Below are 20,968 nucleotides of genomic sequence, written 5' to 3'. Positions count from 1 at the left end.
ATAGAATATAAAGAGAATATTAGGAAAAATGCTCAGAAAATGTCGTAAAGTAAACTATTATAATTAAAGGAAATGTGAAAATCAAACAGAATTATTTAACAACTGCTCTTTTTATGGCGAAAAATGAAAGCAATGGGGTGTAACAGATGAATGAGAAAATTTTAATTGTCGATGATCAGTACGGTATAAGAATATTATTGAATGAAGTGTTTCATAAAGAAGGCTATCAAACCTTTCAAGCTGCCAATGGACTTCAGGCATTAGATATTGTGAAAAACCATAGACCAAATCTTGTCCTGCTTGATATGAAAATTCCCGGAATGGATGGTATTGAAATTTTAAAACGGATGAAATTAATTGATGAAGATATCCGCGTCATCATTATGACAGCCTATGGCGAATTAGATATGATCCAAGAATCCAAAGAGCTCGGTGCATTGACACACTTCGCTAAACCCTTTGATATTGATGAAATCCGAGATGCTGTCAAAGCATACCTGCCGCTTGAAACAAATGGCTAGATGGAAATGATTGAATCGAGTCATTCTGTTGCTGTTTTGTCGAATAATTGGTATTCTAGAAAAGAAGAAGAAAGCGATCTGACTTTGAAAGTTTACATATGGCGAGGAATTCTGGTCATGCTAGGGTGGAGAGCTTTTTTTAGCAAGCAAATTAGCTACATAGGGAGGATTTTTCATCATGCCTTTAGTTTCAATGACAGAAATGTTGAAAGACGCAAAGGAAAAAGGTTACGCTGTTGGACAGTTTAACTTAAATAACTTAGAATTCACGCAAGCGATTTTACAAGCTGCTGAAGAAGAGAAATCTCCTGTTATCTTAGGAGTATCTGAAGGAGCAGGACGCTACATGGGCGGCTTCAAAACAGTTGTCGCAATGGTTAAAGCGTTAATCGAAGAATATAATGTAACAGTTCCTGTTGCGATTCATTTAGATCACGGTTCAAGCTTTGAATCTTGTGCAAAAGCCATTCATGCAGGATTTACTTCTGTCATGATCGATGCTTCTCACCACCCATTCGATGAGAATGTGGAAACAACTGCAAAAGTAGTTGAGCTTGCACATTTCCACGGTATTTCAGTAGAAGCTGAACTTGGAACTGTTGGTGGGCAAGAAGACGACGTCATCGCTGAAGGCGTTATTTATGCTGATCCAAAAGAGTGCCAAGAGCTTGTAGAACGCACTGGTATTGACTGCCTTGCACCTGCATTAGGTTCAGTTCATGGTCCATACAAAGGTGAACCAAACCTTGGTTTCGCTGAAATGGAAGAAATTGGTAAAACGACAGGTCTTCCACTTGTTCTTCACGGCGGAACAGGTATCCCAACTGCTGATATCAAGCGTGCAATTTCACTTGGTACAGCAAAAATCAATGTAAACACTGAAAACCAAATTGCTTCTGCGAAAGCAGTTCGCGAAACACTTGCTGCGAAAACAGAAGAGTATGATCCACGTAAATATCTTGGACCAGCTCGTGACGCAATTAAAGCGACTGTTATCGGCAAAATGCGCGAATTTGGTTCTTCTAACCAAGCATAATTTGATGAGAACCGAAAGCCGCCTGAGTCACAGGCGGTTTTCTCCATATCTTGAGAAAGCGCAATCAAATTTACATTTCAGACAATTTATTGATAGGAGAGTGGCACAGTTATGTTATTTTTCGTAGATACAGCAAATATTGAAGACATCAAAGAGGCGCACGAGCTTGGCATTTTAGCAGGCGTTACAACAAACCCTAGTTTAGTAGCGAAAGAAAAGGACGTATCATTCCACGACCGCCTTCGCGAAATCACTGACGTTGTATCAGGTTCTGTCAGTGCAGAAGTCATTTCTCTAAAGGCAGAGGAAATGATTGAAGAAGGAAAAGAGCTTGCTGCCATCGCACCAAATATCACTGTCAAAGTTCCAATGACAACAGATGGCCTTAAAGCTGTCAAAGCGTTAACGGACCTTGGAATTAAAACAAACGTCACATTGATTTTTAATGCAAACCAGGCACTTCTTGCAGCTAGAGCTGGTGCGACGTATGTGTCCCCATTCCTCGGCCGCTTAGATGACATTGGCCACAATGGTCTTGATCTCATCAGCGAAGTGAAAACCATTTTTGATGTTCATGGTTTAGATACACAAATCATTGCTGCATCCATTCGTCACCCGCAGCATGTGACAGAAGCTGCACTTAGAGGCGCTCATATCGGCACAATGCCGCTGAAAGTCATCAAGCAGCTGACAAAACACCCATTAACGGATGCAGGCATTGAGCAATTTTTAGCAGACTGGAATAAATAAGTGATTGTGGCAGGCGGGATCGTCTCCCGTTTGCCGCAGTTTTCCTTATAAACGCTAAGAAATGTTTTGTGCAAAGAAGAGAACATCACAGCCTCGCAAAGCTTCGATTATTTTTCTTCCGACAAATTTCGTTTAACCTGTATTCTTTCTCTTGATATTGGCTAAATTTTGGACAAGACCTTTTAAAGCGCGACATCCACAAACAGTATAACTCCAACAGTGATCTTCTTTAAGAAGGGAGACAAATATGGAAAAGTTAAACATTGCCGGCGGTGACCCCTTGCGCGGGACCGTACATATTAGTGGTGCGAAAAATAGTGCTGTGGCACTGATTCCTGCCACGATTCTCGCTAATTCTCCAGTCACCATTGAGGGCCTTCCGCATATCTCAGATATTGACACATTACGAGATCTGTTAGAAGAAATTGGCGGAAAGGTCACTTTTGAAAAAGGTGAAATGGTTGTCAATCCTGTTTCCATGATCAGTATGCCGCTTCCTAATGGGAAAGTGAAGAAACTGCGTGCATCCTATTATTTAATGGGAGCCATGCTGGGCAGATTCAAGCAGGCTGTCATCGGACTGCCAGGAGGATGTCACTTAGGACCAAGGCCGATTGATCAGCACATCAAAGGCTTTGAAGCACTTGGAGCCGAGGTGACAAACGAGCAAGGTGCGATTTATTTGCGCGCTGAAAAATTAGTCGGTGCTCGGATTTACCTTGATGTTGTCAGTGTAGGTGCGACCATCAACATCATGCTGGCAGCCGTACTGGCTGAAGGAAAAACGGTGATTGAAAATGCCGCAAAGGAACCCGAAATTATTGATGTAGCGACACTGCTTGCAAGCATGGGCGCAAAAATCAAGGGTGCGGGCACTGATGTCATTCGAATCGAAGGTGTAGAATCGCTTCATGGCTGTAAGCATTCGATCATCCCTGACCGCATAGAAGCAGGAACATTTTTAATTGCTGGTGCAGCGATGGGAGATGAAGTTGTACTTGATAATGTGATCCCAACTCATTTAGAATCAATTACGGCGAAACTTAGAGAAATGGGGTTCACCATTGAAACGAGCAACGATCAAATGCTGATCGTTGGCAGAAACGAAGGACTCAAGCCTGTCGATATTAAAACCCTTGTGTATCCAGGCTTTCCGACTGACCTTCAGCAGCCGATGACAGCGCTGTTAACAAAAGCGAAAGGCACGAGTGTCGTCACAGATACGATCTACTCAGCCCGCTTTAAGCACATTGACGAATTGCGTCGAATGGGTGCAAATATGAAGGTCGAAGGAAGATCTGCTATTATTACCGGACAAACACAGCTTCAAGGAGCAAAGGTGAAAGCAAGTGATCTGCGTGCAGGCGCATGTCTCGTTGTCGCAGGATTAATGGCAGACGGTGTGACCGAAATCACAGGGCTTGAACATATAGACAGAGGATATAGTTTGCTTGAGGAGAAGCTTGAAGGCTTGGGTGCAACCATCTGGCGTGAAAAGCTGAATGACCAAGAAATAGAAGAACTTCAAAATTCATAAGGCTTTGACTGTGAGAGGAGATTTGGACAAAAATGGAAAGAAGTTTATCGATGGAACTAGTACGGGTGACAGAAGCAGCCGCATTAAAATCTGCTCGTTGGATGGGAAGAGGATTAAAAGACGAGGCGGATGATGCTGCAACAAGTGCAATGCGTGATGTATTTGACACCATCCCAATGAAGGGAACAGTGGTTATTGGCGAGGGAGAAATGGACGAAGCACCAATGCTTTATATCGGGGAAAAGCTTGGGAACGGATATGGACCTCGTGTGGATGTCGCTGTTGACCCATTAGAAGGAACAAACATTGTAGCAAGCGGCGGCTGGAATGCGTTAGCTGTCATTGCGGTTGCAGACCATGGCAACCTGCTAAATGCACCTGATATGTACATGGATAAGATTGCAGTAGGTCCAGAAGCGGTAGGCTGCATCGACATTGAAGCGCCTGTCATTGATAATCTTCGCGCTGTTGCAAAAGCGAAAAACAAAGATATTGAAGATGTTGTTGCGACGATTTTAAACAGAGATCGACATGAAAAAATTATTGCTGAACTGAGAGAAGCAGGAGCAAGAATTAAACTGATCGATGATGGTGACGTTGCAGGAGCCATTAATACAGCATTTGATCATACAGGTGTTGATATTCTATTTGGTTCAGGCGGAGCGCCTGAGGGTGTACTTTCTGCTGTTGCGTTAAAGGCACTTGGTGGTGAAATCCATGGTAAGCTTCTTCCTCAAAGTGAAGAAGAACTGAGACGCTGTGAGAGAATGGGACTGGATGTTGGAAAAGTCCTCAGAATGGAAGATCTCGTAAAAGGAGATGACGCCATTTTTGCAGCGACAGGTGTAACGGACGGCGAGTTACTGAAAGGTGTTCAATTCAAAGGCTCTGTTGGCACAACACATAGTGTTGTCATGCGTGCGAAATCAGGTACTGTTCGTTTTGTAGACGGCAGACACAGCTTAAAGAAAAAACCGAATCTTGTTATTCGTCCGTAATATGAAAGCGGGTATTCATTACCCGCTTTTCATATAGGTGTCAAATGTATATCATTTTCTTTTTAAAGTTGAATATTCTCTGCAAATGAGGTAAAACTAAAGAGTGCTGCGAAATTTTCTGCGAATTTACTTCTTTTTAAGCTTCAACAAGTTTAAATACTGCCGCATCATGACGATATACTCATTATCCTTCTCTATGTTAAAAAAGCTCTATTTCACATTGTTCCTATCCTTCACGATAAAACGAGTGGGAGCGTTACCATGAGAACGAGGTCATTCCAACAACAACGGAATTAAAAGCTAATCAAATACAATGGTCATGCATTTGTAATGAAATACATTGACTAGAAAAGTGTGGTGTCCATATTGAAAGATGTTTCGATTTCATCTTTGGAAAATATGAAATTAAAAGAGCTGTATGAGTTAGCAAAACGATACAAAATCTCTTATTACAGCAAACTAACAAAAAAAGAATTAATTTTTGCCATCTTAAAGGCGAACGCTGAGCAAGAGGATCTCTTATTTATGGAAGGGGTTCTTGAAATTATTCAGTCTGAGGGATTTGGTTTCTTAAGACCGATTAACTACTCTCCAAGCTCAGAAGACATTTATATTTCTGCTTCACAAATCAGACGATTTGATTTACGAAATGGAGATAAAGTGTCTGGAAAGGTACGACCTCCAAAAGAGAATGAACGCTACTATGGCCTCCTTCATGTAGAAGCGGTAAATGGGGACGATCCAGAGTCAGCAAAGGAACGTGTTCACTTTCCTGCACTCACACCGCTATTTCCTGATCGCCAAATGATTCTTGAAACACAGCCTAACCACCTGTCTACTAGAATTATGGACATGATGGCGCCAGTTGGTTTTGGACAGCGTGGTTTAATCGTTGCACCGCCTAAGGCTGGGAAAACGATCCTGCTCAAAGAAATTGCCAACAGCATCTCTGAAAATCACCCAGAGGCAGAGCTGATTGTCCTTTTAATTGACGAGCGTCCAGAGGAAGTAACAGACATCGAACGTTCTGTTGCAGGGGATGTTGTTAGCTCAACCTTTGACGAAGTACCAGAAAACCACATTAAAGTAGCAGAGCTTGTGTTAGAACGTGCGATGCGTCTTGTTGAACATAAAAAAGACGTTATTATCTTAATGGACAGCATCACAAGACTTGCTCGTGCATACAACCTTGTGATCCCGCCAAGCGGCCGAACACTTTCTGGCGGTATTGATCCAGCTGCTTTCCACCGTCCGAAACGCTTCTTTGGTGCTGCGCGTAACATTGAAGAAGGCGGAAGCTTGACAATTTTAGCCACTGCGCTTGTTGATACAGGATCACGTATGGATGATGTGATTTATGAGGAGTTTAAAGGAACTGGGAACATGGAGCTTCATTTGGACCGCGCTTTGGCTGAAAGAAGAATTTTCCCAGCGATCGACATTCGCCGTTCTGGTACGAGAAAAGAAGAACTGCTTGTGCCAAAAGAGCATCTTGATCGTCTATGGGCGATGAGAAAATCGATGTCAGATACACCTGACTTTGCTGAGAAGTTCATGCGCAAAATGAGAAAAACAAAGACAAACCAAGAATTTTTCGATATTTTAACGCAAGAATGGAAACAAGCCAATATGTCTGCATCAAGAAGATAGTTTCCTGAAAAAATACATTTGCAATCATAGACTCACACTGTTATAATTTTATCATGTGCGTTTCAGAAATTTATTTCTGAGATATTAACTCTGTTTCCGAATTGGATTCAGGGCGGAAGGAGATGACAGTAGATGAAAACAGGAATTCATCCTAACTACAAAAAAGCTACAGTCAAATGCGCTTGTGGAAATGAGTTTGAAACTGGATCAGTAAAAGAAGAGATTCGCATCGAGATTTGCTCTGAGTGCCATCCTTTCTATACAGGCCGTCAAAAATTCGCTTCTGCTGATGGACGTGTTGACCGCTTTAACAAAAAATACGGTCTTAAGTAATAATAGATACAATAAACAGGCAGGAATCCGTTCTTGCCTGTTTTTTTACGTGTATTGATGGAACTTTAAAACGGGGGAGAAGACTTTATGTATGTGATGAAACAAAGCGGTTGGCTTGAAGTCATCTGCGGTAGTATGTTTTCTGGAAAGTCGGAAGAATTGATTCGGAGAGCCAAAAGGGCCACCTTTGCCAAACAAGAAGTAAAAATATTCAAACCAGCGATTGATAACCGATATAGTACAAGCTCAGTTGTGTCACATAACGGTTCATCATTAGATGGGATTGCAGTAGCCTCACCAAAAGACATAATAACGCACATATCAGAAAGAACCGATGTCATTGGCATAGATGAGGTGCAATTTTTTGATGAGACAATCATTGATATTGTCACTCAATTGGCTGACCAAGGCTACCGAGTCATTGTTGCAGGCCTGGATCAAGACTTCAGAGGAGAGCCATTTGGTGTTGTTCCGCATTTAATGGCATGTGCAGAGCTTGTAACAAAACTTCAAGCAGTTTGTTCGGTATGCGGCTCCCCAGCGAGTAGAACACAACGCTTGATCGACGGTAAACCCGCATCCTATGATGATCCTATTATTTTAGTAGGTGCGCAGGAATCATATGAAGCACGATGCAGACATCACCATGAAGTACCAAAACTTGATGTTGGTACAACACTTGACAATTAAAAAATAGCAAATGCCGCTGTGTTTCGTTTTAAGAGATTTTGGCTGAACACCCATCATTTGTACTTAAATAAATTAAATAACACTACGATTAAATTATCTAATTTTCAACGCTTGCGTTTTGGTATAAGCAGGCATAAAATGACTAACTGTAGTGTAAAGCATTTAAACGAAAAGTTCGATTTCTTGTCATAATTTTTTTGATTAAGGATTTTTCTCCTTAATCGTTCTTTGGATTAATAGTTCACTTTATTTATATTTTAGAAAGAGGGTAGTTTTTGATGAACAACGTGAAGAAAACAAAAGAAGGGTACCTCGAAACCACTTTGACAGGTAAAGATGTATTATCGATTCCAACGTTGAACAAAGGCGTTGCTTTCTCTGAAGAAGAAAGACAAGAGCTTGGACTAGAAGGATTACTTCCTCCAACGGTTCTTACTTTAGAGCAGCAAGCAGAGAGAGCGTACAAGCAATTTCTAGCGCAGCCAGATCGTCTTCGTCAAAACGTATACTTAAGTGATTTGCAAAACCGTAACGAAGTATTGTTCTACAAGCTTCTAACAGAAAAGCTTCGCGAAATGCTTCCAGTTGTTTACACACCAACTGTTGGTGAAGCGATTCAAGAATACAGCCATGAATACAGAAGACCTCATGGTGTCTATCTTTCAATTGACGACATTGATGGAATCGAGAAAGCATTTGAAAACTTGCACGCAACTGCTGGAGATATTGATCTCATCGTTGCAACTGACTCTGAGAGTATTCTTGGAATTGGTGACTGGGGTGTTGGTGGTATCAACATCGCAATCGGTAAATTAGCTGTTTATACGGCAGCAGCAGGTATTGATCCTAGCCGCGTCATTCCAGTTGTATTAGATGTTGGAACAAACAATGAGAAATTATTGAATGATCCATTATACATCGGGAACCACCACAAACGTGTACAAGGTGAAAAATACGAAGAATTCATTGATGCTTATGTGAAAGCAGCACTTAAATTCTTCCCGAAAGCATTGCTTCACTGGGAAGACCTTGGCAATAAAAATGCGCGTAACATCATGAAAAAATACAACGATAACATCTTAACATTCAATGATGATATTCAAGGTACTGGTGCCATTACTTTAGCGGGTGTTCTTGCAGCTGTCAAGAAAACTGGTACTCAATTGAAAGATCACCGTGTTGTTATTTTCGGAGCTGGATCAGCTGGTATCGGAATCGCAGATCAAATGCGTGACACAATGGTCCTTGAAGGTCTAACTGAAGAAGAAGCAAACAATGCATTCTGGACATTAGACTACAGAGGATTGTTAACAGATCAATTTAAAGATGAAGTGCTTGATTTCCAAAAACCATACCTTCGTTCTTCTGATGAAGTAGAAGGCTGGGCACGAGATGAAAAAGGACAAATCTCATTTGCTGAAACTGTTCGCCAAGCGAAGCCGACAATCCTTATTGGTACATCAGGTCAAGGCGGCGCATTCTCTGAAGAAATCATTAAAGAAATGGCAGCTCATACAGAACGTCCAGTGATCATGCCAATGTCTAACCCAACACCACTTGCTGAAGCAGTGCCAGAAGATCTATTCAAATGGACAGACGGCCGTGCACTTATTGCAACAGGAAGCCCATTCGAAAACGTTGAGTATAACGGAATTGAACATGAAATCGGACAATCAAACAATGCGTTCGTTTTCCCTGGACTTGGTCTTGGTTCAATCGTTACAGAATCAAAAATCATCACAAAAGGCATGTTCGTTGCTTCTGCGAATGCAATTGCTGAAATGGTTGATCATGAGAAACCAGGTGCTGGTCTTCTTCCAAGTATTGATAAATTGCAAGAAGTGTCAATTCATGTAGCTGTTGAAGTAGCGAAAGCAGCAATTGAAGATGGTGTCGCAAGAAAAACGCCTGACAATATCGAACAAGCTGTAAAAGATGCAATGTGGATTCCTGAATACAAAAAAATTGTAAGAGCATAATAAAATGTGTAATGCGGCATTGCTTCGGGTAATGTAAGCAATGCCGCAATAAAATAAGAAACATTTAAAGGATTTAAGGAGGAATAGTAAGATGGACTTTTTAAATATTTTGATCCTCCTAGCACCGATTTTTTTCGTTATCGCGCTGGGTTGGTTCGCAGGTCACTTTGGCAGCTATGACGCTAAATCTGCAAAAGGGGTAAGTACACTTGTTACAAAGTATGCTTTACCAGCGCACTTTATCGCCAGTATTCTGTCAACACCAAAAGATAAATTCTACAGTCAAATTCCATTTTTTGTTGCATTGATTATCGGAATCGTTGGTTTTTATATCATTATCCTTTTAGTTACGAAATTTGCTTTTAAATATGATTTAACAGATTCATCTGTTTTCTCATTAAACTCAGCACAACCGACCTTTGCATTTATGGGGATTCCGGTCTTGGGCAGTTTATTTGGGGCTCAAGAAGTTGCAATTCCGATTGCAATTACCGGAATAGTTGTAAATGCAATGCTCGATCCAATTGCAATTATTGTGTCAACTGTCGGTGAAAAAACAAAAGGAAAAAACAAAGACGGCGAAAGCTTCCTCAAAATGACGATAAAAGCGATTTTACACGGTTTATCAGAGCCACTTGCGCTTGCGCCGTTAGCTAGTATCATTCTTGTTCTTTTAGGATTTAAACTTCCTTCACTCGGACATGAAATGTTAGAGGAAATTGGTAGTGTTACATCAGGGGTTGCGCTATTCGCAGTCGGTGTTACTGTTGGTATCCGCAAAATTAAATTAAGCTTGCCAGCATTCAGTATTGCATTGCTAAAAGTAGCTGTACAACCATTACTTATGTATTTTATCGCCGTTATTATGGGTCTTTCGGCTGATGAAATTACAAAAGCTGTATTGTTAGTTGCCTTCCCAGGTTCAGCTGTTGCAGCGATGATCGCCACTCGATTTGAAAAACAAGAGGCGGAAACTGCATCCGCATTTGTGATCAGTGCCATCATGTCACTCATCACATTACCAATCATTATTGCACTTACCGTATAATATAGTAAAAAGGCAGCCTTATAAGGCTGCCTTTCTTAACGAAATGAATGAAACAGAGGGAAGAGCACACGCTTTTTTTTCATCTCAGGGTGGGCGATTTCCTTTTCTTCTGCTACTTGTGCAGGTTGTTTCAAGGATGCGGTGAGGCGTTCAAATTTAGTAGATAAATCTTCAATTTCTCTGCGATGCTGGAGCAGCTGATACGATACACCTTCGTCCGCCTTTTTAGCCAGTTTTCGTTCGAGCTCTTGCAGACGGTCTTCTACTTCAGTGATTTGTAATTGCTGTTGAATCAGCTGTCCTACTTGCTTTTCTAATGCTTCAATCCGCTGTATAGAAGAGACATCAGTTTCGACAGCGGGTGCTGATTGACGAACGGTTTCCTTATGAATGGGCAGTTGAATGTCTTGGAGGATTACACCTTCATTCATTTGGTGTTTGACCTCTTTGAGCAGCTGCACAATTTCTTTGTGAAAATCATAATGTCCAAGTTCATTCCGGGCGACAGGGATGTTGAGCTGTTTGACCCAACGCTGAATCGTTTTTGAAGAAACACCAATTTCCTTTGCAACCTCATTTGTATTCAAACCAAATGCCCTCCCTTTTTTCAATTATAATTACCATTCTCTTTGAGGAGGAACTGTTCCTTCACGTTAGACAAAACAAGTAACCAATCGCCAAAGATCGTGTTTTCTAGCGGAAAATTGCAGAAAATCAATTGTTTTGGAAATTTTTTTGACTGTCATACCCCGCTATACTATAATTAGACTGTTACGCACAAAACAGAGGTGAAGACCATGTTAGACCGTTTAAAATCAATTGAAGAACGCTATGAAAAGCTAAATGAATATTTAAGTGACCCTGAAGTGGTGAACGACCCTAAGAAGCTTCGTGAATATTCGAAGGAACAATCTGATATTCAAGAAACTGTTGAGGTATATAGACAATATCGTGCGGCATATGACCAGCTGAAAGATGCGAAAGCAATGCTGGAAGAGAAGCTGGATGCCGAGATGCGCGACATGGTCAAAGAAGAAATTTCAGAGCTCACTGAGGAAACGGAACGTTTAGAAGACGAGCTGAAAATCTTGCTGATTCCGAAAGATCCAAATGACAACAAGAACGTTATTGTGGAGGTTCGTGGTGCAGCGGGCGGAGAAGAGGCTGCTCTTTTTGCAGGTAACCTTTACCGTATGTATAGCCGTTATGCTGAAATGCAAGGCTGGAAAACAGAAGTCATGGAAGCAAGTGTCACTGGCACAGGCGGTTATAAAGAAATTATCTTTATGATCAGCGGGAAAGGCGCATACTCCAAACTAAAGTTTGAGAATGGCGCACACCGCGTACAGCGTGTTCCTGAAACGGAATCAGGCGGACGGATTCATACATCAACTGCGACAGTCGCGGTATTACCTGAGGCTGAAGAAGTTGAAATTGATATCCATGAAAAAGACATCCGTGTAGATACTTTCACATCAAGCGGACCTGGCGGACAGAGTGTAAACACGACCATGTCTGCTGTTCGATTAACTCACCTTCCAACAGGAGTTGTTGTATCCTGTCAGGATGAGAAATCACAAATTAAAAACAAAGAAAAAGCCATGAAAGTACTGCGTGCGAGAGTTTATGATAAATTCCAGCGTGAAGCACAGGCTGAATATGATCAAACGCGTAAATCTGCTGTTGGAACAGGGGATCGTTCAGAGCGTATACGTACGTACAACTTCCCGCAAAACCGTGTAACAGACCACCGCATCGGATTGACGATTCAAAAGCTTGATCAAATTTTAGAAGGAAAACTTGACGAGGTCATTGATGCATTAATTATGGAAGACCAATCAAGAAAGCTTCAAGATGCAAAATAAAGAGCGAACAATCTTTGAAGCCCTTAAATGGGCTTCTTCTTTGTTAACGGAAGCAGGCAGAGACCAAAATGCAGCAGAACTCCTTTTGATGCATGTACTCGGCTGGAGTAGAAGTGAGCTTCTTGCGCGTTTTCATGATCTGTTGCCAGAGGAGCAAGATCAACTGTTCAGCGAATTTGTTACGCAGCATAAGACGGGTGTGCCTGTTCAACATTTAACCGGTGTAGAATTCTTTTACGGACGTCCCTTCGAGGTGAACAAGCATGTTCTCATTCCTCGTCCTGAAACGGAAGAAGTTGTTTTGGCGGCGCTGAATTTGGCGGGTGACGTTTTCCCGGAAGATCAGCCCCTCAAAGCTGTTGACGTAGGCACAGGAAGCGGAGCTATTGCGATTACGCTGGCTCTTGAAAAAAAATCACTATCTGTCACAGCGACTGATATTTCACTTGAAGCACTTGCGGTAGCAAAGCGGAACCGGCAGGCGCTTGGTGCAGACGTTCAGTTTTTACATGGAGACTTACTTGAACCAGTGATAGCTCAAGGCATCAAAGTGGATTTGTTTATTTCCAATCCGCCTTATATTGCAGCAGAAGAAATGGACAGTTTGTCAGAGGTTGTGACGAAGCATGAACCGGTGAATGCGCTGACGGACGGACGTGATGGCTTGTGGTTTTATCAGCGTCTTATTCGAGATCTTCGCAGCGTACTCAGCGAACAGGCGGTTGTTGTATTTGAAATTGGACACACGCAAGGTCAAGATGTTACAGCGCTTCTCTTGCAGGCATTCCCTGCAGCGGATGTCCGTATCGTCAAGGATATTAATGGGAAAGACCGAGCTGTTTGCGCACATATTCAAAACGGAAAGTCCGGCTGAATAAAGCCGGACTATTTTATTATGTAAAGATGAAACTTATGGTAAAAGAGAAACGTATATATAGAAGAATGAACATTCTGATCATGATTTTTTACATAAATTTGTTTTGAAGGAGCGAATGGTGTGAACAGAAGGTATACGATGGTGTTGGTCATCGTCAGTGTACTATTGATTGTGAGTGCTTGTGGTAAACCGAGCTTTAAAAAAGAAGCAGCAGCATTTGGGGAAAGCTATAAAAAAGCACAATACACAGTGAATCGAACGGATGACCTATCTGACATGAAGGAGAAGCTGAAGCTTTATTTAACCGATCATGAATATCAAGAATATACACAAGACAGCATGTTCCCGAGCGTATTAGAGGCAGCGAAGGATCAAGATTGTCAAATTAAGCTGAAGAAAATTACGTTTACGCCTTCAGATGAAAGCGATGACAGAGTTGATTTTGACTATGAAATGTTGATTCAATTTATTGACCAAAAAGGAAAGGTCAAAAAAGAAATCGAGAAAAAAGGTGCGATGACTGTCATTAAAACAGAATCAGGCTTTAAAATTAGCCGAGATTGGGACGGGAGACTATACCCTTCTGATTACCAATCCTCACTCCGAAGTCGTTCTTAATAGAACGGCTTTTTTTAATTGAACTCATAATCTATTAAAAAAATCATATTTGCTGTTTATGAAATGGGTTTCCTGGCCACAATGTTTGTAGCAAAGAGAAAAAGTGGGGGGAACACATCATGCTCAAAAGTAAAATGATGATTTGTCTTTATATGTTTCTATTATTATGCGGTGCTTTTGCAAACCTTGGCAAAGAGGAGACAGCGGCTGCTTCTGCAAATCAGGCTGTTGTCATACCAGATGAAGCGATTCGATTACGCATTTTAGCAAATAGTGATCGTTCAGCGGATCAGGATGTGAAAAGAAGCATTCGAGACGAGGTCAATGCCAATATGACGGAGTGGGTCAAAGACCTCACCTCCATTGAAGAAGCCAGACGTGTGATTCGATCGAAGCTACCAGAAATCAATCGTATCGCCAAAGCGAAATTGAAGGAACAGCACATCGATCAATCTGTATCAGTTAGTTTTCAAAAAGCCTCATTTCCAACAAAGCTTTATGGAAACTTTGTCTATCCTGCTGGGAAATATGAAGCCATTTTAATTACGCTTGGAGAAGGGGACGGAGCCAACTGGTGGTGTGTGTTATTCCCGCCGCTCTGCTTTATCGATTTCTCAAATGGGGAAGCCATCGCAACGCCAGAAGGGGATGAGGATCAACAAGTGGCAGCGCAGCAAACCGAAGTGTCTGTCAATGAAGTGGTGAAAGAAGGGGAAGAAGAGACAGGTGAAGTGAAATTCTTTTTGCTCGAATGGATCTCTAGTCTTTTCTCTTAAATAAGGTATAAATCTGTTTTTGCCTCATAGAGTTGAAATAAGAGATCAAAAAAGAGGTGAAAGCATGTATTATCAATTAAGAATAGCCACAGAAGAAGATGCTGAGGCGATCAATGCTTTTCTGGAAAAGGGACAAGCGAAAGGCGGAGTAACGATTGCAGAGCGCACGACATTTGTTTTGATGGAGGATGCTGACGGTCAGCTGGCAGGCTGCTTAGGTCTTGAACAGCTCAATGAACAAGAGGGGCTGCTGCGGTCTCTAGTCATATCAGATAAGCTTGGTCAGGGACATATTGTATCTTTGTTTCAGAGTGTTCAAACGCTCGGAGAGAAAATAGGTGTGGACACTTTTTATGTCGTCGCAAACCATTCCTCCTCACATGACTTTTTGGCATTAATGGGCTTCACACCTTTAGAGGAAATTCCAGAAAGCATGTGGAAATCTGATCATGCAAAAGAGACATTGGGGAAAGAACAGGCTGTGGTTCTGCAAAAAAAAGGCAGTTAAGCACAAAACACGGGACTTATACACATACTTATCCACTATAAAACAAGCGTTATCCACAAATTGTGGACAACGCTTGTTTTATTGATGATCATCTTTTATACTTTCAAAAGGATAATTGAGATATATCAACAGTTTTATCTTTTTTAAAAGGAGTTTGTATGATGTTAAATACAAAAAGGTGGTCTGTGGATTTAGAAAAGGATTTATCCACATACTATCCACAAATTAAACAGGCGGCTCTGCTGCTGCAACAAAACGAAGTGGTCGCTTTCCCGACAGAGACCGTTTACGGACTAGGGGCAAATGCGAAAGAGACAGAAGCTGTCATGAAAATTTATGAAGCAAAAGGGCGTCCAAGTGATAATCCGTTGATTGTCCACATTGCCGAGGTTCAGCAGCTTCATGAATTTGCGCAAATTGAAAACGAAAAAGCGAAGGCGCTGATGGATGCTTTTTGGCCAGGCGCTTTGACCATTGTTCTTCCATGTAAGCCGGGCGCTTTATCAAAGCAGGTCACAGCGGGTTTATCCACAGTAGGTGTGAGAATGCCTGACCATCCTATTGCGCTTGAGCTCATCCGGGCAGCTGGACTGCCAATTGCTGCACCAAGCGCCAACCGCTCAGGAAAACCTTCACCGACAGAGGCTGACCATGTAGTGAGTGATCTGGATGGAAGAATTGCCGGGATTGTAGATGGCGGTTCAACTGGAATTGGCGTTGAATCAACTGTTGTCTCCTGTGTAGATGAGATCCCAGTGATTTTAAGACCAGGCGGAATTACAAAAGAAGCCTTAGAAGAGGTAGTGGGGACGGTGAGTGTGGACCCGGGACTGACGAAAAAGGACGAGGCACCTGTATCGCCGGGGATGAAATATACTCACTACGCACCTGAAGCCCAGATGTATATCTTTCATGGAAGTGATGAAGACATGCAGCGTCACATTCAGAAATACAAGGCTGAAGGTTTAAAAGTTGGAGTGCTGACAACAGAAGAAAAGAAAGCATTGTTTGCGGCGGATGTTGTTTACAGCTGTGGATGGAGAGAAAAACCTGAAACGGTTGCTGCAAACCTCTATCGTGTATTGAGACAATTTGATCAAACGGATGTAGATGTTATCATTTCAGAAGCCTTTTCAGAGCAGGGGGTTGGTTCTGCCATTATGAACCGTCTACAAAAAGCGGCAGGAGGGCGTACACTCCCTTCGTTCAAATAGTTCTAACCCTTCTTGGACAAACATAGGTTAAAGGAGAATGCGTGTCCAAGGGGGATTTTCATGAACGAATTAGCTGGCGAATTGCTGACACTCAGCATCATGGCTTTTGCACTTGGGATGGATGCTTTTTCGGTTGGACTTGGTATGGGGATGATTCAGCTGAAGTTCCGCCAGATCATTTATATTGGACTTGTCATTGGGATATTTCATATGTTTATGCCGCTTTTTGGCATGCTGACAGGTCAGCTCTTATCTGGCTGGCTCGGTCTTCTTGCTTCCTATATTGGCGGAGCGCTGCTTTTGGTGCTGGGGCTGCAAATGATCGTTGCTTCTATCCGTAAAGAGGATAAACCATTTATCGCACCTGTTGGAGGTGGTCTCGTTCTTTTTGCCACAAGTGTCAGCTTAGACAGCTTCTCCGTTGGATTAAGCCTCGGAATTTACGGCTCTCGAGTGTGGATGACTATTTTGTTGTTTGGTTTTTTTAGCATGATCCTCACATGGCTCGGATTATTACTCGGAAAACAGGTTCGGTCATGGGTTGGTTCATATAGCGGGGCGCTTGGCGGAACCATTTTACTAGCCTTTGGTATCAAATTATTATTTCCGCTCTAGTCAGTCTCTTTACATAACATATAGAATGAAATGCTATATAATAGAAGAAAAGGAGGGCGAAAGATGAAAATCTTATTTGTTTGTACTGGAAATACATGCAGAAGTCCAATGGCTCAAGCCCTTTTTGCTTCAATTGCAGATGAACAAGGTTTAGAGGTCACTGTAAAATCAGCAGGTATTTTTGCCTCCGATGCAGGGAAGGCTTCTCCTCAAGCAATCGAAGCATTATTTGAGAAAAGCATTCCACTAAATCACTCATCATCAAAATTGACAGAGGATCTTCTACGCGAAGCTCATTACGTATTTACGATGACTTTACAGCATAAACAGTTGATTGCAGAGCAATATGCACATGCAAAAGGCAAAGTCTTCACTTTAAAGGAATTTGCGACAGGAACAAAAGGCGATGTATCCGATCCGTTTGGAGGAAGTCTGTCTGTTTATCAGGAAACACGTGATGAATTAGAAACCTTGCTGTATCAGCTGGCTGAGAAATTGAAAAAGGATCATCATAATAGATAATCTGTAAAACCGTTGCGTCAACGGTTTTTCTGCTTTTGTTTGCAAATCACTAGGCAGAGGTTAAAATATAACTGTAAATAAAAAATGAATGTAAGACATAACAGATCAACTCACCCTTAGGAGGAATTGTCCGATGAAAGTAGCCATTGCATCCGATCACGGCGGAACGAATATTCGTGAAGAAATCAAACAACTGATGGATGAATTGAAGATTGAATACATTGATATGGGTTGTGAATGTGGGTCAGGTTCTGTAGACTATCCAGATTACGCTTTCCCTGTAGCCAATATGGTGGCAAACGGAGAAGTTGATCGCGGCATTTTAATTTGTGGGACAGGCATCGGCATGAGCATCTCAGCAAACAAAGTAAAAGGGATTCGCTGTGCGCTCGCGCATGATACATTTAGTGCAAAAGCGACTAGAGAACATAATGATACCAACGTCCTTGCAATGGGAGAGCGAGTGATTGGACCGGGATTAGCACGTGAGATTGCTCACATTTGGCTGACAACAGAGTTTACGGCAGGACGCCATGCTGTGAGAATCGGTAAAATTGCTGATTACGAAGAAAAGCACCTATAAGGAGCGCTTAACATGAACATTGGTCAAGATTGGCTTGAAATGTTAAAAGAGTTTCATCAAACGGTTGAACTGCGCGCCGGCCAAATTCTAGTGATTGGCTGCAGTACGTCAGAAGTGGCTGGTGAGCATATTGGGACTGCAGGAAGTGAACAAATTGCGGCGTCTATCTATCAAGAATTGGATCGGTTAAGACGAGAGACTGGTATTGAGCTCGCCTTCCAATGCTGTGAGCATTTGAATCGTGCCCTTGTTGTTGAAGAAGAAGTGGCTTTCCGTCTTAACCTAGAGATTGTGGCTGCAGTCCCTGTCCGTAAAGCGGGTGGGTCGATGGCAGCTCATGCGTATCAGCAAATGGAACATCCTGTGCTGGTTGAATCCATTGAGGCGCATGCCGGAATTGATATCGGTGACACGTTGATTGGAATGCACTTAAAAAGAGTTGCAGTCCCTGTTCGCCTCAGCTTCCATCAATTAGGACAAGCGCATGTCACGTTTGCAAAAACACGTCCGAAGCTGATTGGCGGAGAACGAGCGGTTTATACAAGATCATAGCTTTGATATATTTCTAATATAATGTTGAATGATGAAGACGCTTCACCACTTGAATATTCGGGTTTTCATAAAAAAGAAGTCGTTTTTCCAAAAAAAACTTTTACATTTCACTCAAAAACCGTGTACAATGAGATGGTGAAAACATCGAATGGAAATAGATTGGAGAGGATTTCGCTGATGAAACATTTACCTGAGCAAGACGCACAAGTATTCAAAGCAATTCAACTAGAGCGGAAACGCCAGCAGGACAAAATCGAATTAATTGCATCAGAAAACTTCGTAAGCGAAGCAGTCATGGAAGCACAGGGCTCTGTATTAACAAACAAATACGCTGAGGGTTACCCTGGTAAACGCTACTATGGCGGCTGTGAACATGTAGACGTTGTAGAAGATATCGCACGTGACCGCGCAAAAGAAATTTTTGGCGCTGAGTATGTGAACGTACAGCCTCACTCAGGTGCTCAAGCGAACATGGCCGTATACTTTACAATTCTTGAGCATGGCGATACAGTGCTGGGCATGAACTTATCACATGGTGGGCATTTAACACACGGAAGCCCTGTAAACTTTAGTGGTGTCCAGTACAACTTCGTTGAATATGGTGTAGATAAAGAAACTCAGCATATTGACTATCAAGATGTACTTGAAAAAGCACGTGAACATAAGCCGAAGCTGATCGTTGCAGGTGCAAGTGCATACCCACGTCAAATTGATTTCAAAAAATTCCGTGAGATTGCTGATGAAGTCGGTGCTTACTTTATGGTCGACATGGCTCACATTGCAGGTCTTGTTGCAGCAGGTCTTCATCCAAATCCAGTTCCTTACGCAGATTTTGTGACAACGACAACACATAAAACATTACGCGGACCTCGCGGCGGAATGATCCTATGCCGTGAAGAGTTTGGTAAAAAGATCGACAAATCGATCTTCCCTGGTATTCAAGGTGGACCATTGATGCATGTCATCTCTGCAAAAGCTGTTTCTTTCGGTGAAGTATTGAACGGAGATTTTAAAACATATGCACAAAATGTCATTGATAATGCAAAACAACTAGCTGAAACTCTTTTATCTGAAGGTATTCAGCTTGTATCTGGCGGAACAGATAACCATCTTGTTCTCATCGACTTGCGCTCTCTTGGCATCACAGGGAAAATTGCAGAAAACGTTCTTGATGAAATCGGCATTACAGTGAACAAAAATGCCATTCCTTATGATCCAGAGAAACCATTTGTCACAAGTGGTGTACGTGTAGGGACAGCAGCAGTAACAAGCCGCGGCTTTGATCAAGAAGCGATGAAAGAAGTCGGTTCCATTATTGCGCTTGCTCTAAAACATCATGAAGATGAAGCGAAATTAGAAGAGGCGAAAAAGCGTGTATCTGATCTTACAGCTCGTTTCCCTCTATATAGTGAATTAGATTATTAAAAAACAGACCCATCTGCCTATTTTTGGCATGTGGGTTTTTTTCTGTAGGATTTGCGAATCATATTGAAAGATGATGTCTTTTTATGTAGAATTGTAGGAAGTGTGCAAAGTTCACCGGAAGATGACAGAAAAGGAGTTGTAGCAAGCAATGGCAAAGGTTTATGTATTTGATCACCCGCTTATTCAGCACAAACTTACATATATTCGTGACGTTCATACAGGAACTAAAGAATTTAGAGAGCTAGTGGATGAAGTCGCAACATTAATGGCATTTGAAATCACAAGAGACTTACCACTTGAAGAGGTAGATGTAGAAACACCTGTACAAGTAGCGAAAGCAAACGTGATCTCAGGGAAGAAACTCGGTGTTGTGCCAATTTTAAGAGCAGGTCTTGGAATGGTAGACGGGATTTTGAAACTCATTCCAGCTGCTAAAGTGGGACATGTCGGTTTATACCGTGATCCGAAAACATTAAAGCCTGTTGAATATTATGTGAAGCTTCCATCTGATGTGGAAGAGCGTGAATTTATCGTAGTAGACCCAATGCTTGCAACTGGCGGTTCTGCAGTCGAAGCGTTAAACAGCTTGAAAAAACGTGGCGCGAAAAACATTCGCTTCATGTGTCTGATTGCTGCCCCTGAAGGTGTAGAAGAAATGCAAAAGCATCATCCAGATGTTGATATCTACATTGCGGCATTAGATGAAAAATTAAACGAAAAAGGTTACATCATCCCAGGTCTTGGTGACGCTGGTGACCGTATGTATGGAACAAAATAAGAAAGTCTGAATAAAAGCCCACATGCAAACGTGCATGTGGGCTTTTTGAAATATATGACAAACGGTTGATATCGTTCTTAGAAAAATCAATGT

At 41.9% G+C, this 20,968-nt stretch carries 23 protein-coding genes; 22 read left to right on the top strand and 1 reads right to left on the bottom strand.

Annotated elements, in window-relative coordinates; genetic code table 11:
- Window positions 1-146 precede the first annotated feature (146 nt).
- From AKG37_RS09770 to AKG37_RS09725, 10 genes are all read left to right on the top strand, one after another.
- Window positions 147-521: a response regulator gene (locus AKG37_RS09770; protein WP_060698629.1), complete on the top strand. Its 375-nt coding sequence runs from the start codon at window positions 147-149 to the stop codon at window positions 519-521.
- A 178-nt stretch (window positions 522-699) separates the two neighbouring features.
- A complete protein-coding gene (locus tag AKG37_RS09765) occupies window positions 700-1,557 on the top strand; it encodes a class II fructose-bisphosphate aldolase (protein ID WP_060698628.1) in 858 nt (285 codons plus the stop codon).
- Window positions 1,558-1,668: 111 nt separating this feature from the next.
- Window positions 1,669-2,307 (top strand): fructose-6-phosphate aldolase, encoded by a 639-nt coding sequence (fsa, locus tag AKG37_RS09760; protein ID WP_060698627.1) that lies wholly within the window; start codon window positions 1,669-1,671, stop codon window positions 2,305-2,307.
- 247 nt (window positions 2,308-2,554) lie between these two features.
- Window positions 2,555-3,844: a UDP-N-acetylglucosamine 1-carboxyvinyltransferase gene (locus AKG37_RS09755; protein ID WP_060698626.1), complete on the top strand. Its 1,290-nt coding sequence runs from the start codon at window positions 2,555-2,557 to the stop codon at window positions 3,842-3,844.
- A 32-nt stretch (window positions 3,845-3,876) separates the two neighbouring features.
- Entirely contained in the window at window positions 3,877-4,842 is a 966-nt protein-coding gene (glpX, locus tag AKG37_RS09750; protein WP_039182142.1) for a class II fructose-bisphosphatase, read from the top strand.
- Window positions 4,843-5,208: 366 nt separating this feature from the next.
- Window positions 5,209-6,492, top strand: a complete 1,284-nt coding sequence (rho, locus tag AKG37_RS09745) for a transcription termination factor Rho (RefSeq protein ID WP_060698625.1) — start codon at window positions 5,209-5,211, stop codon at window positions 6,490-6,492.
- Window positions 6,493-6,624: 132 nt separating this feature from the next.
- Entirely contained in the window at window positions 6,625-6,825 is a 201-nt protein-coding gene (gene rpmE, locus AKG37_RS09740; RefSeq protein WP_034318270.1) for a 50S ribosomal protein L31, read from the top strand.
- A gap of 87 nt (window positions 6,826-6,912) precedes the next feature.
- Entirely contained in the window at window positions 6,913-7,515 is a 603-nt protein-coding gene (locus AKG37_RS09735) for a thymidine kinase (RefSeq protein WP_048237655.1), read from the top strand.
- Window positions 7,516-7,793: 278 nt separating this feature from the next.
- Complete coding sequence (malS, locus tag AKG37_RS09730) at window positions 7,794-9,494, top strand: oxaloacetate-decarboxylating malate dehydrogenase (protein ID WP_060698624.1); 1,701 nt, start codon at window positions 7,794-7,796, stop codon at window positions 9,492-9,494.
- 91 nt (window positions 9,495-9,585) lie between these two features.
- A complete protein-coding gene (locus AKG37_RS09725) occupies window positions 9,586-10,542 on the top strand; it encodes an AEC family transporter (protein ID WP_060698623.1) in 957 nt (318 codons plus the stop codon).
- 35 nt (window positions 10,543-10,577) lie between these two features.
- Here AKG37_RS09725 and racA read toward each other — a convergent pair whose 3' ends face one another.
- Window positions 10,578-11,129 carry a chromosome-anchoring protein RacA gene (gene racA, locus AKG37_RS09720; RefSeq protein WP_060698622.1) on the bottom strand — a complete coding sequence of 184 codons (552 nt, stop codon included), beginning with the start codon at window positions 11,127-11,129 and terminating at the stop codon, window positions 10,578-10,580.
- Window positions 11,130-11,339: 210 nt separating this feature from the next.
- On the opposite strand from racA, the gene prfA reads away from it, so the two are divergent.
- The 12 genes from prfA to upp all read left to right on the top strand — a co-directional run bounded on the left by prfA (window position 11,340) and on the right by upp (window position 20,875).
- On the top strand, window positions 11,340-12,407 hold the full coding sequence (gene prfA, locus AKG37_RS09715; RefSeq protein ID WP_060698621.1) for a peptide chain release factor 1: 1,068 nt from the start codon (window positions 11,340-11,342) through the stop codon (window positions 12,405-12,407).
- Window positions 12,397-13,281, top strand: coding sequence for a peptide chain release factor N(5)-glutamine methyltransferase (gene prmC / locus AKG37_RS09710; protein WP_060698620.1), 885 nt, complete (start codon window positions 12,397-12,399; stop codon window positions 13,279-13,281). The genes prfA and prmC overlap by 11 nt, the downstream gene beginning before the upstream one ends.
- A 141-nt stretch (window positions 13,282-13,422) precedes the next feature.
- On the top strand, window positions 13,423-13,902 hold the full coding sequence (locus AKG37_RS09705; RefSeq protein WP_060698619.1) for a hypothetical protein: 480 nt from the start codon (window positions 13,423-13,425) through the stop codon (window positions 13,900-13,902).
- A 119-nt stretch (window positions 13,903-14,021) separates the two neighbouring features.
- A complete protein-coding gene (gene spoIIR, locus AKG37_RS09700) occupies window positions 14,022-14,678 on the top strand; it encodes a stage II sporulation protein R (protein ID WP_060698618.1) in 657 nt (218 codons plus the stop codon).
- A gap of 64 nt (window positions 14,679-14,742) precedes the next feature.
- The gene (locus AKG37_RS09695) at window positions 14,743-15,186 is read left to right on the top strand and encodes a GNAT family N-acetyltransferase (protein ID WP_060698617.1); all 444 of its coding nucleotides are present in this window, start codon (window positions 14,743-14,745) and stop codon (window positions 15,184-15,186) included.
- A gap of 161 nt (window positions 15,187-15,347) precedes the next feature.
- Window positions 15,348-16,400 (top strand): L-threonylcarbamoyladenylate synthase, encoded by a 1,053-nt coding sequence (locus tag AKG37_RS09690; protein ID WP_078061002.1) that lies wholly within the window; start codon window positions 15,348-15,350, stop codon window positions 16,398-16,400.
- A gap of 60 nt (window positions 16,401-16,460) precedes the next feature.
- Window positions 16,461-17,015, top strand: coding sequence for a manganese efflux pump MntP (locus AKG37_RS09685; RefSeq protein WP_060698615.1), 555 nt, complete (start codon window positions 16,461-16,463; stop codon window positions 17,013-17,015).
- Between the two features lie 63 nt (window positions 17,016-17,078).
- Window positions 17,079-17,537: a low molecular weight protein arginine phosphatase gene (locus AKG37_RS09680; protein WP_060698614.1), complete on the top strand. Its 459-nt coding sequence runs from the start codon at window positions 17,079-17,081 to the stop codon at window positions 17,535-17,537.
- Between the two features lie 133 nt (window positions 17,538-17,670).
- A complete protein-coding gene (gene rpiB, locus AKG37_RS09675; RefSeq protein ID WP_003214714.1) occupies window positions 17,671-18,120 on the top strand; it encodes a ribose 5-phosphate isomerase B in 450 nt (149 codons plus the stop codon).
- A 12-nt stretch (window positions 18,121-18,132) separates the two neighbouring features.
- Window positions 18,133-18,672, top strand: a complete 540-nt coding sequence (locus tag AKG37_RS09670) for a TIGR01440 family protein (protein ID WP_060698613.1) — start codon at window positions 18,133-18,135, stop codon at window positions 18,670-18,672.
- Window positions 18,673-18,849: 177 nt separating this feature from the next.
- Window positions 18,850-20,097, top strand: coding sequence for a serine hydroxymethyltransferase (gene glyA / locus AKG37_RS09665; protein WP_060698968.1), 1,248 nt, complete (start codon window positions 18,850-18,852; stop codon window positions 20,095-20,097).
- A 148-nt stretch (window positions 20,098-20,245) separates the two neighbouring features.
- The gene (upp, locus tag AKG37_RS09660) at window positions 20,246-20,875 is read left to right on the top strand and encodes a uracil phosphoribosyltransferase (protein WP_060698612.1); all 630 of its coding nucleotides are present in this window, start codon (window positions 20,246-20,248) and stop codon (window positions 20,873-20,875) included.
- The last annotated feature ends 93 nt before the right edge of the window (window positions 20,876-20,968 follow it).

Source organism: Bacillus australimaris (assembly GCF_001307105.1).
In the GTDB taxonomy this organism is placed as follows: domain Bacteria; phylum Bacillota; class Bacilli; order Bacillales; family Bacillaceae; genus Bacillus; species Bacillus australimaris.
Note: the sequence above shows the minus strand (reverse complement) of the source record. Positions and strands in the feature narration are given on the sequence as shown.